Consider the following 16,045-nt stretch of genomic DNA (forward strand, 5'->3'; position numbering starts at 1 on the left):
CTACAAGTGATTTTTTCAGAAATCGCCATGGGTGAAATCATCCAGGGATCATTTACCCTCGCTGCTCGCCTTTGCTTTCCCTGATTTGATAGCACCGAGTTCGACCTGAGCCTGCTTCTTTTGCGCATCATCAAAGCCGCCGAAAAGTTTGTCCGCCAGCTCTTTACCGCTGGTTTCACCGCGCTCGGAAGCCAGTGTCGCATAGGCCCAGGACTTCGGTAAATCCACTTTGGTTCCCAATCCTTGGGAAAGCATCCGCGCGACTGCAAAAGTCGCAGGACCATTCCCCTGATCCGCGGCCATGGAGTAAAGCTTTCCGGCATTTCCAAGATTTTGCGGCACACCCACGCCTCGCTCATACATCGCGCCGAGGTTATTCTGGGCCTGCGGGTAACCGGCTTGCGCCGCTTTGCCCAGCCAGGCAGCCGCAGCTGCCGGATCTGCCACGGCGAGTTTGCCAGAAAGATAAAACAGCCCGAGCTCATTTTGAGCTTCGGCAAGACCACCGACTGAGGCGTTAAGAAGATTGTTGTAGCCGGCCATCAAGTCCGGCTTGTCACCGGAAAGTCGAATCACTGCCAACTTGAAATGCGCCTCCGGGTTTCCGGCTTTAGCAGCCGTCTCTAACAAATCGACCGCGCGGCCCTGGTCCTTATCGACGGTTTTGCCTTCCAGATAGAAATCTGCCGCGCGCATGGCACAATCCGGTTGGCCGGCATCCTTGCCACGCTCGAAGGCTGCAAGCGCCGCTTTGTCGTCGTGGTTCACTTTTTCTTCGAAGTCGCCGAGAACCAAATAGGCGGATGGATTTTTCAAGGCGATCGCCTTATCTAACCACTCACGGCCGAGTTTCAGATCGCGGATTTCCTCGGGGCCGCTCAACAGTCGGGACGCCAAGGTCACCATGGCTCCGGCATCACCCTGATCCGCGGCGCGCTTGAATGCCGCCATCGCTTTTTTGATATCGATCTTATCGGCAAAGCCAAATTGTCCTTCATACAAGCGGCCTAACAAAACCATGGCAGTGACATCGCCTGCATCTGCGGATTTGCCCCACCATTGCACGGCCTGATCGTAATCCGGCTCTTTGCTGAAGCGTCCCCGCAAATAAGCCTCGCCGAGGATTCTTCCCGCGACCTGAGGATCCGTCTCCGCTTTCGTTTCCAAGCGCTTTTTCGCATCCTCACGGACTTTTGGGTCTTCCGAGGCGAGGTAAATGAAAGCGATGCGGTAGGCCGCATCATTCTGGCCTTTAGCGGCCGCCTTGAGGTAATAGTCCAGAGCTTGTTCCTGGGAAAGTTCCACTCCCTTGCCGGTCTCGTAGGCAAAGCCCATCAGATAGAGCGCGTCCGCATTTCCCTTTTCGACCAGAGGCTTCGCCAGTTCCATCGCCTTGTCGAAATCACCAGCCTGAAACGCATCAACGGCAGCCTTCACCGGCCCGTCCACTTCGGTCGGGATCGCAGGTGGCGCGGGGTCCGTTCCAGGCTCCGCCGCATGAACCGAACCCAGTGAAATCGCACCCAAAAGGAACAGGAGAGGGAATTTGAACCGCATGGCGGACGCTAGCCTGCCCACCCCCTGGTGCGCAACCGGATAGATGGGGCGCGGAAAAATTGGTTCAGCAGCTGGAACGCGTGCGAAGATCTTCAATGCATTCGATCAGCACCGCTCGATCCATCTCATGCACGTCCACTCCTTTTCCCGGCTCTTGTAACAACAAGACCGTCAGCTCCCCACCAAGATGTTCACGAAATTCCGCCAAACCATCAAACACCGCCAACTCCCCTGAAGTGGATGTTTCATCCAGCATCGGATGCCAGGTTTTCAACTGCAGTTTGTCCAAAATGCGCAAAATCCGATCGGCTGTTTCCTGAGCCAAGAGCCCGGTGCGCGCCGAATAAAGCGTATCAATCGCCAGACCCACCGCCACCGCCGGAGCATGCGACAGAACATAACCGGTCATCGCTTCCAGTTTGTGCGCCGCCCAGTGGCCGAAGTCTAACGGGCGACTGGAACCACTTTCAAATGGGTCACCACTCGTCGCAATATGCCGGGCATGCAACAACGCCGAACGTTTGACACACTCTTCAAGAATGTCTGGAGCGAGCGCGGCGAGTTCATCGATGTTTGCATCCATCCAATCGAAAAACTCGGCATCTTTCACCAACGCAACTTTGACCGCCTCGATCAGCCCGGCGCGTTTCACGTCATCCGGCTGCGAATGAAGAAAGCGGAAATCATTGATGACGGCGTATGGCACGGCAAACGCGCCGATCCAGTTTTTCTTTCCTAAACCATTGATCGCACACTTCACCCCCACGCCACTGTCGTCTTGTGAAAGAGTTGTGGTTGGAAAACGGACCAGTCTCACCCCCCGGTGCGCCGTCGCCATCGCATAGCCGGCCGCATCCAAGAAGGCCCCACCGCCAATCACCAGCGCATACGAATGACGGTCGATGTGGGCATCATTCAATTTTTCCCAAATCTCACGGACCAAACGATCATCCGCTTTCACCGGCTCACCACCTGGCATTACCACCACACCTTTCAGCTCCACCTGGGAATCCGCAAAGTATTGATTCGCCTCTGCTTCAAGTGACGGCCAGGCATCAGCAACGGCTTGCTCGATAAAGACCATCGCTCGTCGCCCTGCTCCTTCCTCGAGGATTTCATTCAAGATCGGATTCGATTTCGAAAAGGCATCTCGAGTAAAAACAATCCGGTGCTTGAAGGTTACAGGAATTTGGAAATCGTAGCGGGACATCGGCGGGCGGAAGCTAGGCACCAATACGCCGTCGCGCCAACGTTTCTTCTTATAATCCCATGTCGAAAATCACCACCTTATTTGAAACGGAATGGCTCGGACTCTATCGAATCGGTCACTGGGATTTCGCTTGCAGGCCGCACGCGCCAACGGCGGTGGGCATCCTTGCGGTCACTCCTGAAAGCGAAATCATTCTGATTGAGCAGTTTCGCATTCCGATGCAACGCCGGGTGATCGAAGTCCCTGCGGGCATCGTGGGTGACGAGCCAGAACACATCGGTGAACCGTTGGAAGAAACCGCACGCCGCGAACTGTTGGAAGAGACCGGCTATTTCGCCTCAGACATGAAACTCCTGCTTGGCACGCCCACCACGGCAGGCATGAGCTCGGAAATCATCTATCTGTTCCAAGCATCCAATCTCGAAAGAAGAGGGCCCGGTGGCGGAACAGAAAATGAAGACATCACCGTGCACCACGTTCCGCTTTCCGAGCTGCGCGCGTGGCTGAAGCAGAAAGAATCGGAAGGGCTACTGATCGATTTCAAAATCCACGCCACCCTGTGGATGGCCGGAATCATCGCCTGAACTCAAATTCCGAATTTGGTATCTCCTGATTTCGCCATTTTCCAAACCGGACCGTTTGGATCGAACGGTGGTGCATTGTCCGCATTCGATTTCTCAGGCAAACTGCGGTCGAAGCGGAACAGCGGCAGAATCGGAGAGCCCGTGGATGCCTTGTTGTAATCCGCACCGACTTCCTCGATGTGCAGTGCTGCACAAAAAAGGCCGCCCGGCACTTCACTAATCAAAATCTCAACTGGGTAAGTGCGACCGGCAACCACATCGAAAGTCGGCCCCACGCCCAAACCGAGGTTCTTCTCATTCCAGTTCTGCGTGGTCTCATATTGATAAGTTTTGATCTTGTCCTCCTTCATCGCGGAAGAGCGCAACAGTCGGTCAAATTCACGATTATCATTCTGACCTGTTAGATATGGAATATGCAAATGGGGCTCAAAGTCCACCGTCCCCATGGTATATCCCCAATCAAAGACATTCTTCTTATTGAAGCGGACCACCATGATATCATCCCCCGCCCCAACGAACCGGAATTTCCCTGTTTTTGGAGCGATCACATTGCCGCTGTAAACCACAACCCATCGGCTTGGCTGCACTTCATTCGCGCAATTGAACGCCTTGGGTGCCTCACCTGCATCCATCGCCGGGATGTAGATCTTTGTCTGATAGAGCGTGTTCGAGGCTTTGTAGTATTTGCTCAGATACCGCAAGTTCCAGTTGTCGACAAATTTACGAACCACCTCTTTGGTCTCGTCATCCGTGATATTCGTCGGCTCGCGCTCCGGCGTCTGCTTGAGATCGTAAAACGTCCCAACCAACGCGTTCGCATTTGGATCCGTCATTCCGAATGGATTGATGCTTCCCCCGCCCCCCAGGCCGATCCCCATTCCGTCACCCACTCCCTTGCCATGGCCGTTGCCCAAGCCACCGCCGGAACCAGCTCCGCCCATGCCTGCACTCATGCCACCACCGGACGAAAGAGCTCCCAACGAATTCATCATCGATGTCATGTCGGGCTCAGGAAGGGTCATCGCACCAACCGCATCCAACGCCGCGATACGTGGTGCATTTTGAGCGAGGCGTTGCTGCTGTTTTTGCTGCTGCGCTGTCGTGGAAGGAGACCCGCCACCACCCGCTGGAGGCAAAAAATCGATTTTCTTTTCCGGCGGCTTGCTCACGCTCAACACCCAAAAAAGTCCGATCGCTAAAAGAATCACGTGAACAATGATCGAAATGGTAAGTGATCCACCGCCAGCCCTCCGCCAGTAAGACATTTTCGGGCGTTCTTGGACCTCCGGAATCATTCCTTCGCTCTCAAAAGACATAACAAATTTAAAATAATGGGTTTTCAAGACATGATGGCAGCACCGTCACGACTCAACCCGTAACTATCACCCGATTTCAGCTGACTCAAAGAGAAACCTCTCCTTGTGGGCTGGAGATACGCGATTGTGCGGAGGATTCGATGTCTCATCGGCGTTTAGTTTCATTCGATTCGTGACTCAGGTGGAAATCCCGCTGCATGCTCCAGCCGTGTCCGATGCCTTGCTCCGCTTCAGTGGAATCGCCCGCCTGTACGGCGTGCAAACGCTTGAAAAGTTCTTCCAATCCCGGGTTGCCATCATCGGCATCGGCGGCGTCGGTTCATGGGCAGTCGAATCGCTGGCTCGCTCCGGCATTGGCCATCTCACCTTGGTCGACTTGGATGAAATCTGCGTGACAAATGTGAACCGGCAGCTCCACGCCATGGACGGTCAGATCGGACGCCAAAAAACCGAAGCCATGGCGGATCGTGCCCGATCCATTCACCCGGAATGCGATGTCAAAGTAATCCAAAGTTTCTTCAACGAGCGAACCGCCGCCGAAATCCTCGATCCGGGCTTTGACTGTGTGTTGGACGCGATCGATTCGATACGCCACAAAGCTCTCCTCATCGCAGAATGCCGCCGACGCGACATTCCCATCGTCACCTGCGGCGGCGCGGGAGGCAAACGCGACGCGACGCGAATTCGTGTCAGCGACCTCGCCTACAGCGGCAAAGACGCCTTGCTGCACCAGCTACGCCGCACCTTGCGCCAACAACACGGATTTGCCAAAACTCCGATCAACCAGAAACCCGACCCATTGGGGATCGATGCCGTTTATTCTGACGAGCCCCCCCTGTTTCCGCAGGCCGATGGCGGCGTCTCCTGCGATCGCCCGGAAAATGCAGACCTGCGGCTGAATTGCCATTCAGGCTACGGCACGGCCACCCACGTGACCGCCAGTTTTGGCCTTATTGCCGCCAGCCGCGTCCTGGAGCAGCTGGCAGCTAGCGTCTGAAGAAAAAATCAGACCCACCGTGATCAGTAAGTCGTTGATCGCTTTAGGCGAAACGCAAAAAAGCGATCTCATCGCACGAGATCGCTTTCGAAAATCTGAATCCCAGCGTGAATCGCCGGGCAATTCGTCATTATTTTACGCCTTTTTTCGAAAGACGGGTGCCGACAGTTGCGCCCTGACGAGCTTTGAACTTCGGGTTGGATTTGCAAATGACGTAAACGGTTCCTTTGCGTTTCACGACTTGGCAATCGGAATGACGGCGTTTCGCGGAAGCGAGGGAAGAAAGGACTTTCATGACTGGAAATGGTTGAAGCGATGAGGCCGCAGGCACGACCGGGGCGCGAAAACTACCCATCACCCTTCAATTGTAAAGCCATTTCTTCTCCTACCCCGGAAAACAGGGATTTCATGCGGGGGATTTCGATATAAAAGAGACACCGGCTCGTCGCAATTTGCAAATTCGAGATACTCGCGATGCGCTACCATTCCCACCTCAACGTTTCCCCAGCAATTCCTGCTTCAATGAGACAGGGAGGTCGGCCGCTTGCAGCCATTTGGTCGCAGCAGCTTCATCTTCAAGGAGCCATCGTTTCGCGACCGATTGGACCCGTTTGGTGCGGTCATCCTGATTCCCGGTTTGATTGGCCCACTCGATCGCCAACGCAATGTCTTTCCCATCCGCACTCGTTACGAATGAACCGATGGCCGAATCCTTGAATTCACCATCAGGCAAGGTAGCCAGCCAGGCAGATGTCTGATTCCAATCCTCCAGCCCCCAACGTCTGGAAACCGCTCGAAGGGCTTGATCACGCAAGTTCCCCTCACCAAAATTAGCAGCCCAATGAGCAGCGCTACTTGGATCTGATTCGAGCCAGTAATTGATCACCGCCAACGCAGCCTTGTCCTGCTCTTCACCTGGAGGCAAACCTGCCACCCATTTCGCCGCGTCCTCAGACGAAAGGTTTCCCGCACCAAGCTCCTGCAAGAGCAATTCAAGCGGATCCGACACATCCTGCTCTTTCTTTTTCGCTCCAACAACCTCGCGAGAAAGCATATGGGTTCGCCCATCAGATTGAATTGCCTGGTCCAGTTTCACTCGAAGCGATGAAACCTCCTCATTTAGTGCGTCAATCCTCGCCATGATTTTCATCGCGTCATCTTGACTACCCGGTTGAATCGAATTCAGCAATTCACCGCCAGATTCATTCTTAGATATGTCGTGAGAAGTGAGTTGCGCGGACAATTCCAGGATACTCTGATGCATGCGCTGCATTTCGAGAATCTGATAACCCATCGCCAGCACCAGCACTAGTGCACCACATAGAGCTATCGGCAGAGCTTGGAATCGATTCACATTCATCATGAATTGGCCAATTTAAAAGGCGATACGGATGTAAACCATTCAAAATGGCAAATCAAGATTACTCTAGCGCGTTGAATTTAATCCTGACAAAGCGTCGATTTGCAGTTCCCGATCCAGAAATATCCGAAATCACATAGCGATATGATCCACCTTCTTCATCGAGCAATTCGGGAGTTGCATTGAGTGATTGCCATGATTCGAGGTCATCGCTCACTTCCGCTACAGCCTCAAGCCCACTTCCCGTCAGTTCCACCGGCACGGTGAATGTCCATTTCCCGTTCCCTGCAAAAGTCACCGGAACAGAAAAAGGCTGCGTGTTTACACTCAGAGGCGAAGTATTCTGTAAAGCTTCAGCAAAATTCGGAATACCATCTCCATCAGGATCTGAATCCGGCCCGGAAACGGCACCTGTTAAACCGTAACTTCCCAGCCAGTCCTTGAGCTGTCCCAGAGGAAGTTTCACTTCTGGGTCTAACAGAAAAATTTCACCCAAGCCCGAGTTTAAGAGGAATTGAGGCCCCCCATCCCTCTCGATTTCTTTCATCACCAGACGCCCTGATCTGATTGAATACATCTGGAGGATGGATTGCGGATGCCATATCAAAGATCTATTTTGGTTTTCATACCATGTGATATCAGAGTATAAATACCAATATTGTTCATACCATACACTAGTTACACAAAGAAAGTCCAGATCGCCATCATGATCGAAATCAACTGGTGGAAAAACTAGATTATCCGGAACGGGCCCTGAGAAAACCACTTTAGCCACACCATCCTTATCGCTGGAGACACTGGAAAGTGTCGGATGGTCAGAATCAGGAGAATCGAACCACATCAATGATCCTTTTCCACTCTCACCACTCAACCAAGTGGGTTGCTCATTGCTAAGGTATTCCCACTTGATTACCTGATTCTGAGAATTAATTTTCCCCCAACCAATCACCTGCCCGAGCGGACATGGATAAGCAACCACATCTTTGATGCCATCGCTATCCATATCCGAGAAAACCAAATCTGCGGGAGCCCCAATATCATACAGAGTCGATATAGAGCCAGCTTGATCAGCAGGAAGCCATTTCAGCAGGCCAGCTTCCTGGAAAAACAGATTGCCCTGCTCAATCAGGACAGGTTTTAGCGCTTGCGAAGAAGAAGTCATGACAATCCCAGGAGCAAATCGTCGACCGCCTAGATTCTGGAGATAACGGATTTCACCAGATTGATCATTTAGGACGGCGAGATCCTGAAGACCGTCATGATCAAGATCACCGACTACTGAATTATTCTTAGGAGATAACGATAGACTCTCAAAAATCACAGAATCTGCAGAATCAAAGACACTCAGTTTCGGAGAATCTAGGAAATCAGAAATGATTGAGACCCTACCACTAACCAAGCCAGCAAGAGCAGTGTCGTATTGAGTCCCGATTAAATCATAACTCCCGTCTGCATCTATATCTGATATTTGATAGTCCCGTATCGACATAAAAGGACCGACTAGTGTTTTCCATTCCGGATCACCACTTCTCAAGGATTGATTGGAAGCCCAAATTATTATATTTTCGGATTCAATAGAGGAATATAATCCATACCTCGTATACAAGGCACCACCGCATCGAAAAGCGACACCATCCTCACCCCCAAGTGCAATTTGCATCGGCACCATACCACCTAAGCCTCGATACGGCAATATGCACTCAGAGGCAACATACCATTGCCCATCTTCACCAAATCTATAAATTTTCAGGGAATCATTCAAATAACCGAAACTATTCCCATCAGTATAATCATACTCATAAAACCTTACCCATATTTCATCGCTAAATCCCACACCTGGAGACATTTTTATGACAGATTCAACCAGCTCACCCTGAGCAGGCATAATAGGAGGGCAATAATCCTCTGGGGCAAACTTAAGATTACCATCCACCACCGACTGAGTTCTAAATATCAGACTCCTCCAATCAACATCATCATCCTCATCTTCTTCAGGCTGCATAACAAGAACAGGATAATCTTCTCCAACAATGTATACAGCGATAGGCGCATGGCGGAAAGGATCATACAATTCAAAGGAATCCGCCACCCCGTCAATCACCTCATTATTATAAAATCGACCATCTCCTCGATTGCGAGCGATATTAATCTCCCCCGAAACCGTATAATACATATCTTGATCCCCATCATTATCCGCATCGAAAAACCCAATCATGTCATCATCATAAATTCCATATTCCGGCAGTTCATTTAGAGCTAGACCATCAACCATCAATGGTTCTACAATCAATACACCATCAGAACTCAATCTTACCAAGTATTTACCAATACCACCATCATTAGGGTTCGCCATTACAAATTGTTCACGATCACCGGTAGCACCGGAAATAACGGCTTGTACTTCTGCCACACCATTCATAACTGAAGGCAATGGCACGGTGAGAGGAGTTTTAATGTCGAGACTGCTAAATGAAAGAATCGTTGGATTTACTCCGCTTACCAACTCTTTGATTCCATCGCCATCCAGATCGACTAAAACTGGTGCCAAATCACATTTGCCTCGTTCCCCGAAGTCAATTGTCTTCGGTAGAGCAAACTGTCCATCCCCTAGATTCTCGCTCCAAACAACCAAGGTGTTCTGGCCGTGCATGATTAGATCATCATCACCATCCTGATCAAAATCATTAACCTGAAGATCGTTTACAACCAATGGGAAGGCGGTAATCTCCCGATATTTACTAAAATCAACTTGTGCATATCCACATTTGACAGCAACCAACATGGTCAGCACCACAGCATTAAGCAGCTTAATCATAATTCAAAATCCCAATACGAGCAAAAAATTTCCGAGACACATCCGAACTGAGAGTAAGCGGGACTTGATACCAAAAGAATTCATTATCTTCTTGAACAAAGTCCGGCTCAACATCGATCACCCGCCATTCCAATAAGTCCTCACTGATTTCCACTCTGGCATGGATATTCGATGATTCGAGTGACACTGGCACTCCAAACTTCAAGATCTGTGTAGATTCCTGTGAAGATTCCAGCTTCGATGTTGTGCCAGCTATGGGAGATGGAGTTAGTAAAACAATCTTCTTTGCAAGGTCATCCAATTCGATCTTTTCGGACACCACCGAGTCTTCCTGCGTAAGACGAGTGTCGAGTTGAAGGACTTCGCCAATTCGATTTGCCACTAAAATCCGTGATTGCTGGTTTCCCAAGTTTGAGCGAGTCAGTACTAAATTAGGCTCTGAACTCAAAATCCGGAGCTGGCCAAGAATTTCCTCATGATTGACCCATGTACCCGCTTCGTGCTCAGACCAATAAACATTCGTAGTTACTGTATCCGGAGTCGATGGCCCTGTAACAGTATCAGAACTAAATCGTAACAGGTCTGTGTCACCATCTCCGTCTACATCAACCGCAGCAACTGCGATCGTTGAGCCAGGAACAAGGCAATCTGGATAGGATAAGGGAGAAATTGCGCCATTCTCGATTCTGCAACCGAGCCAGATCACCCTAGATTGCTCGAAACTTAAACCCGCATGATAAAAATCATGTGATCCATTACCTTCCAGATCTCCGGGCACAAGATTCGGAATGGATACATCTTCTGGAACTTCCATGATTGCCTCCATTGAATTCAAATACGTCCCGGAAGCATCCATTTTACCCAAAGCAATCTTATTCCCAAATACGGAAGGATAAAACAAGAAGTCCCTAACCCCATTTTGATCCACATCCTCGCTACTTAAAATTACCTCCGCGTTCGTCCCCGGGTATCCGATTAATCGCGTCGACCGGTAAGATCCAACCAATCCATACCAAAACAATCTGCCCTTTGAACTCACAATCACTGAATCCGCCTCATCATGCTCTTTCCGAATAAAGCGAGGCGATTCAACAATTTCCGGATATGCAATACCTGCGGTTTGACTGTTCGCACTATAAAAATCCCCATTACCCATATTCTCCCATTCACGCAATAAATAACTCATACCAACCTCATCCACATAGTTAGCTGGACGATATGTATGAAATACGAAATCGGGATCACCATCAGCATCCCAATCATCGAGAATGTATTCCTGAAAGTTCTCCAAGCGCTCCCTCAATTTTATCATATTTGTCGATCCACCATCCGGAAGTATACACAGTGTATTCGATCTACTTGGACATCCTATAAAATCATCTCGACCATCACCCGTTAAATCGATCCACTGTGCCTGCTGCAGCTCTCCGAAGGGCCCCTCAAGCAATTCGCCTTCCAGAAACTGAGAAGAATCCGGATTATCCTCAAGTCCGGAGGTTTCATATTTCATCAAGCATTCAGCCCCTTCTATATCCTCCGAGAGATTGGACTGGAAACAAGTAATCATGGCAGTCCGGCTTTTGAGCTCAAATAACTCTCCAGTTCCCACCTCTCCCAGAGGCAATTCTACTTTGAAGATTGGGATACCGTCTCCGCGCCTACCCCATATCCTTACTCTCTCGACTGAATTAACGTCATTTCGATCTCTGCATCTAAAAGATATTCGAGCCTCGTAAGCCGAAGTCATATCTTGATAATAAATCCCCGTTAGCTGACCAGGAAATTCCTCTAAAGCCGGAGTTTCATAGAAAAATTTGTTAGTTTGCCCACTCGGATTATTGGCTAAATATACTCGTGTTACAAGTTGCCCTTTATAGTCTCCATCACTTGCTATTTCTTCAGTTGCAAACATTCGCAGTGCGATCCAATTTGGAGATGACAACTGAGCAACGATAATATAAATAGGAACTTTTTCCGTAAGCAGAGTCGGATCATCAAATCCAGTTTCCGCACCGCGAAATAAATAAAATCCACTCAGTTGGATATCTCCAAGACTCGCGTGATTTAGAGCGACAAGTAGGTCCAGCTTACCATCTCGGTTAACATCACCGTAAGCGACCAATTTTTCGTCAGGAGTGCTTTCAGTCCGCAGAACCCCGGACGGGGTCTGCAGCGCAGTCCTCCCCGTCCCAGTAATGACTTGCCATTCACCGGTTTCGCGTTCCCGACCGATTACGCAATCGCTAATTCCCGTGATGAGGTCACAGCCTTCTGTAGGCTCAAATGCCTCAGCTTTGCCATAGCGCCGATAGAGATTTGGAATTCGCCAGCCGGAATAATGAATGTCCGGAAAACCGAGATGATCAAAATCCAGCAACAACGGTTTTCGGCCTTCCGTGTGGAATTCCCCGGTATCGATCCATTTCAGCGATCCGAATTCCCCGTTGGCCGATCCTTCCTTCCAGCCAACGTAGTCGTTTCTCCTGCCCGTGATCAGAAAATCCTCATCCCCATCGCCATCCAGGTCCTGCAGTAAGACCGGCCCGAGACCGTCCGGTTGGCGGGAAATGATTCCGAAATATTCGAGCTCCATCGCTCCGTGAGCGAGGCCGAAAATCAAAAGGTAAAAATACAGGATACGTTTCAACAAACGATCCAATAGAAAATGCGTCGCACTTCGGCAAGACCCACATCGGATTATTTGTAGAAAGGCATTTTCCCACAGCAAGCAAGCGCCCGGATTAACGGACGCTTGCTATTGGGAATTCGACTAACTCCGGAAAGTCCGGATATCGAAGGGCCGGAGGACGATGGATTCGCCGTTGTCGCCGTCGGTGTTGATGCGTTCCAGCAGGTCAGTTTCCTGCAGACCATCGATCGGCAAGGTCCGGGAAAGATCGACTTTGACCTCGCGACCGTAGCTTTCGAGCCAACGGGCGACGACGCCATCGCCGTCCTCGGCACGTTTGAAGGCTTCAAGCGTGACACCTGGCTTGTTGGCAGAAAGCCAGCATGCACTCGATTCCGACATCGTGCCCTCGCGCACCAGCAGAGGTGTATTCAGTTCGGCGGCTGCTTCCACCACTCCACCTTCGACGCCAGCTCCGGCATGCGGGAACAAGCTGAAGGTCCAGCGGTGTTGGCCGATGTCGGCATTCGGATCCGGTGCACCGGCACCTTTCAGCAAAGTCAGGCGGACTCGGCCACCGAGGACATCGCAGCCGAAAATTCCGTCGTTCAACAACGCCGCACCGCAATCGCTTTCGCTGAGGTCGAGCCAACGCTGCATCGAAACCTCGAACCGTGCCGCATCCCAGCTGGTGTTGCGATGCACCGGACGACGGACGTTGCCGGATTGGATCTCGAACAGCGCGTGATCCGAACGGATCGACAGCGGGAACGAAACCTTGAGTGCCTTGTTGCGCTCTTTCCAATCGACGAAGGTTTCGAAATCGAGGCGGCTGGTTCCGGCGCGCATCACGATCCGTTGGGTCATGGTGGAGGTGCCGAAGCTGCGATCAAATTCCAGTACCACGCGCAGCGGTTGTTGCTCGACGACTTTGCCGGTCGCGCCCTGGCCGACGACCTCGTAGTCTTCCATGGCGGACGCCTCGATGTCCCACGCGCTCCAACGGTTCGGGTAGTCACGCAGCAGGTGAAGCTCGTTGCCAGTTCCGGCAAGAAACTCGCGGCCGGTTTGGAGATCGGTCACGGATTTCAAGGTGCCGTCCGTGGCGATTTTCACATCGATCAAGCCGTTCGAAAGTTCCCATCCGCCGGAAATTTCCTTCAGCTGAACTGCTTCCGGCACATCGCTGGTTTCAGCCACGGTGGCATAACCGCAGGCAGGCACCTGCACGTAGGCGAGCTTTCCGTCCGGCAATTCCACGACTTCCGCGCGATCGTGTGCCAGCGTGTTGAAGGCGACGTGCGATCCGGCGGTCGGTTGCAGCAAGCGTTGCAGACCCGCTTCGCGCACAGTCAGGGCGATTTTTTCAATCACCTCGTAATCGCGACGGCTGTCATCGTAAACGCGGCCAATCGACGAACCTGGAAGGATGTCGTGGAATTGGTTGAGGAGCAGCAACTTCCAGGCGCGATCGAGCGTCTTCGCGGTTGGAGAGTTTTCTTTTTCCGGGCCGTGTCCATCGACGTCCCAGATGACGCGCTCCGGTGCCGGATCGGTCTCCACCAACTCACCGGGAGCGAGCAACGAGGTCACTGCGTCGAAAAATTCCGCGTCGCGCAGCAGCAACTCGCAGCGGCGGTTCATGCGCTTGTTGTGCGACTGGCTGGTGTAGGTGCCGCGGTGCAGCTCCAGGTAAAGCTCGCCGCTCCAAACTGGCGGTTCCTCGATTTCCGCCTCGGCGGCATCGAAGAATCCACGCACGGTTCCCATTTCGACGGACGGCATGCCTTCCAAGTTTTCGAACCGGCGAATGCGCTCGATCATCTCGATCGATGGGCCGCCGCCGCCGTCGCCGTAACCGAATGGCATGAGCGAGTGGCTCGCCTGATCCTTTTGGGCAAACTGGCGCTCGGCGCGGGTCAATTCCTTCGCCCAGACGCGGGCGTTGTAGGTATCAACCGGCGGGAAGTGGCTGAAAATTTGGGTGCCATCGATCCCTTCCCACATGAACGTGTGATGCGGGAACTGGTTGGTATCGTTCCAGGAAATCTTTTGCGTGAGGAAACGATCGACCCCGGCTTTTTGCAAAATCTGCGGCAGCGCGGCCGAGTAGCCGAACACATCGGGAAGCCACAGGTCTTCGGTTTCGACGCCGAACTCGCGTTCGAAAAATGCCTTGCCGTGGATCAACTGGCGAACCAGCGATTCACCCGATGGCACGTTGCAATCGGGCTCCACCCACATGCTGCCGATCGGCTCCCATTGGCCGCGCTTCACAGCTTTTTTGATGCCTTCAAAAATCGAGGGATAAAGCGCCTTCATCCACAGATATTGCACCGGCTGCGAGCAGCTGAAGCGGTAGTCCGGGTAGCGCTCCATGTAGGACAGCGCGGTCGAAAAAGTGCGGGCGCACTTGCGGATGGTTTCGCGCAATGGCCAGCACCAGGCGGTGTCGATGTGGGCATGGCCGGTGGCGGTGATGCGGTGCACGGTGTCGCCGTTTTTCGCGGCCAGCAGCGGTTTCAAAATCGCGCGGGCTTCGGGCAACCAAGCACTGCTGCCGACTTCCATTTTGCGGCACGCTTGATCCAGCCCACGCATCAGGCGGGCGCGGCGAGTGCCTTCGATTGGCAGCTCCAGCATCGTTTCGCGCAGCACGCGGAAATCCATGAGAAAGGCGAACGCTTCGGGATCGGCAACTGCCAGGCAGGCTTCTTTCAGCCGGAACAGGCGTTGCTCGGGGTCGACCGGAGCTTTGCCGTAAGGCCAGTGCCACTCGACCACCGGGTTGGCGGCAGCCTCGACGTAGAAATCGACCGACTTGCCGAACTCGACCGGGATGGCGCTGCGATAACGGCTGACCGCGATCACCGGTTTGCCGTCTTTCCAGACCAGACCTTCGCGACCGAATCCTTCTTCGTCTTCAAAGCTGAGATCGACCAAAGCGACCACGGTTTTGCCTTTCCAAGCGGCCGGAATCTCGCCGCTGAAACGGAACCACGCGGTGCCCCATTCCTTGCCCCAGAGCACCCCTTTCTCGACAGGTGCGAACTCATTTGCCACCGCCACGTCATAGGTGACGGGTTCGCCTGCGGCCTCCCACATCGCCGCACTCAACGGCGCGCGTTCCGGGTATAGCAATGGCATGATGAAGCGGGCTTCCGCCATCTCGATTCGGGTCTCAATTTTTGCTCTGGTTTCCATGGTTTGGAGAAGGATGGGATTGGGAAAGTGGGGAAACAAATTGGGGATCAATTACGAAACGGACGCTTTGATCTCGCTCAAACAAATAACGGATAAACACTGGCAGGCCAAAACCCGCGCCTCGACAGGGAAACCCCGGAGGTCTTTTGCTGCAGATTTCGAAAACTCAATGCGGTAAGAGTCCATCCGCAATGAGTTGCGATTTGAGTTCTGCGAGGGAGATCTGCTCTTCATCCCGCCGCTCAGCGACTGCCGCAAAATCCACGGCGTCCTCCATGAGCTCGTCGTGTCCCTTGATGGGAATCACAACGGCAACCTTGTTGCCAAGATCGTCAGTGAAAAACTGAGTGCTCATGGAGGACGGGTAACGTAG

Annotated in this window: 11 protein-coding genes; 2 read left to right on the forward strand and 9 right to left on the reverse strand. The window is 52.3% G+C overall.

The annotated features are described in order from the left end of the window. Positions 1-48: 48 nt before the first annotated feature. Together JIN85_RS01790 and JIN85_RS01795 are read right to left on the reverse strand one after the other, a co-directional pair. On the reverse strand, positions 49-1,557 hold the full coding sequence (locus tag JIN85_RS01790) for an SEL1-like repeat protein (RefSeq protein ID WP_200267008.1): 1,509 nt from the start codon (positions 1,555-1,557) through the stop codon (positions 49-51). 64 nt (positions 1,558-1,621) lie between these two features. Then, positions 1,622-2,767, reverse strand: coding sequence for a 3-dehydroquinate synthase (locus JIN85_RS01795; protein WP_200267206.1), 1,146 nt, complete (start codon positions 2,765-2,767; stop codon positions 1,622-1,624). 59 nt (positions 2,768-2,826) lie between these two features. Between JIN85_RS01795 and JIN85_RS01800 the strand changes: the two genes are divergently transcribed. Beyond that, positions 2,827-3,351 (forward strand): NUDIX hydrolase, encoded by a 525-nt coding sequence (locus tag JIN85_RS01800; RefSeq protein WP_200267010.1) that lies wholly within the window; start codon positions 2,827-2,829, stop codon positions 3,349-3,351. A 2-nt stretch (positions 3,352-3,353) separates the two neighbouring features. On the opposite strand, the gene JIN85_RS01805 is transcribed toward JIN85_RS01800, so the two are convergent. Then, positions 3,354-4,667 (reverse strand): hypothetical protein, encoded by a 1,314-nt coding sequence (locus JIN85_RS01805; protein WP_200267012.1) that lies wholly within the window; start codon positions 4,665-4,667, stop codon positions 3,354-3,356. A 172-nt stretch (positions 4,668-4,839) separates the two neighbouring features. On the opposite strand from JIN85_RS01805, the gene JIN85_RS01810 reads away from it, so the two are divergent. Continuing rightward, positions 4,840-5,664 carry a tRNA threonylcarbamoyladenosine dehydratase gene (locus JIN85_RS01810; RefSeq protein WP_325107922.1) on the forward strand — a complete coding sequence of 275 codons (825 nt, stop codon included), beginning with the start codon at positions 4,840-4,842 and terminating at the stop codon, positions 5,662-5,664. Between the two features lie 130 nt (positions 5,665-5,794). Here JIN85_RS01810 and ykgO read toward each other — a convergent pair whose 3' ends face one another. From ykgO to JIN85_RS01840, 6 genes are all read right to left on the reverse strand, one after another. After that, complete coding sequence (ykgO, locus tag JIN85_RS01815) at positions 5,795-5,959, reverse strand: type B 50S ribosomal protein L36 (RefSeq protein WP_200267015.1); 165 nt, start codon at positions 5,957-5,959, stop codon at positions 5,795-5,797. 198 nt (positions 5,960-6,157) lie between these two features. Next, positions 6,158-7,027: a hypothetical protein gene (locus JIN85_RS01820; RefSeq protein ID WP_200267017.1), complete on the reverse strand. Its 870-nt coding sequence runs from the start codon at positions 7,025-7,027 to the stop codon at positions 6,158-6,160. A 58-nt stretch (positions 7,028-7,085) separates the two neighbouring features. Continuing rightward, on the reverse strand, positions 7,086-9,839 hold the full coding sequence (locus JIN85_RS01825) for an FG-GAP-like repeat-containing protein (protein ID WP_200267019.1): 2,754 nt from the start codon (positions 9,837-9,839) through the stop codon (positions 7,086-7,088). Further along, positions 9,832-12,486 carry an FG-GAP repeat domain-containing protein gene (locus tag JIN85_RS01830; protein ID WP_200267021.1) on the reverse strand — a complete coding sequence of 885 codons (2,655 nt, stop codon included), beginning with the start codon at positions 12,484-12,486 and terminating at the stop codon, positions 9,832-9,834. Before JIN85_RS01830 ends, JIN85_RS01825 begins: the two co-directional genes overlap by 8 nt. A gap of 123 nt (positions 12,487-12,609) precedes the next feature. Further along, on the reverse strand, positions 12,610-15,672 hold the full coding sequence (locus JIN85_RS01835) for an alpha-mannosidase (protein WP_200267023.1): 3,063 nt from the start codon (positions 15,670-15,672) through the stop codon (positions 12,610-12,612). 166 nt (positions 15,673-15,838) lie between these two features. Further along, positions 15,839-16,027: a hypothetical protein gene (locus JIN85_RS01840; RefSeq protein ID WP_200267025.1), complete on the reverse strand. Its 189-nt coding sequence runs from the start codon at positions 16,025-16,027 to the stop codon at positions 15,839-15,841. Positions 16,028-16,045 lie beyond the last annotated feature (18 nt).

The sequence above is a fragment of the Luteolibacter pohnpeiensis genome, assembly GCF_016595435.1.
Lineage (GTDB): Bacteria > Verrucomicrobiota > Verrucomicrobiia > Verrucomicrobiales > Akkermansiaceae > Luteolibacter > Luteolibacter pohnpeiensis.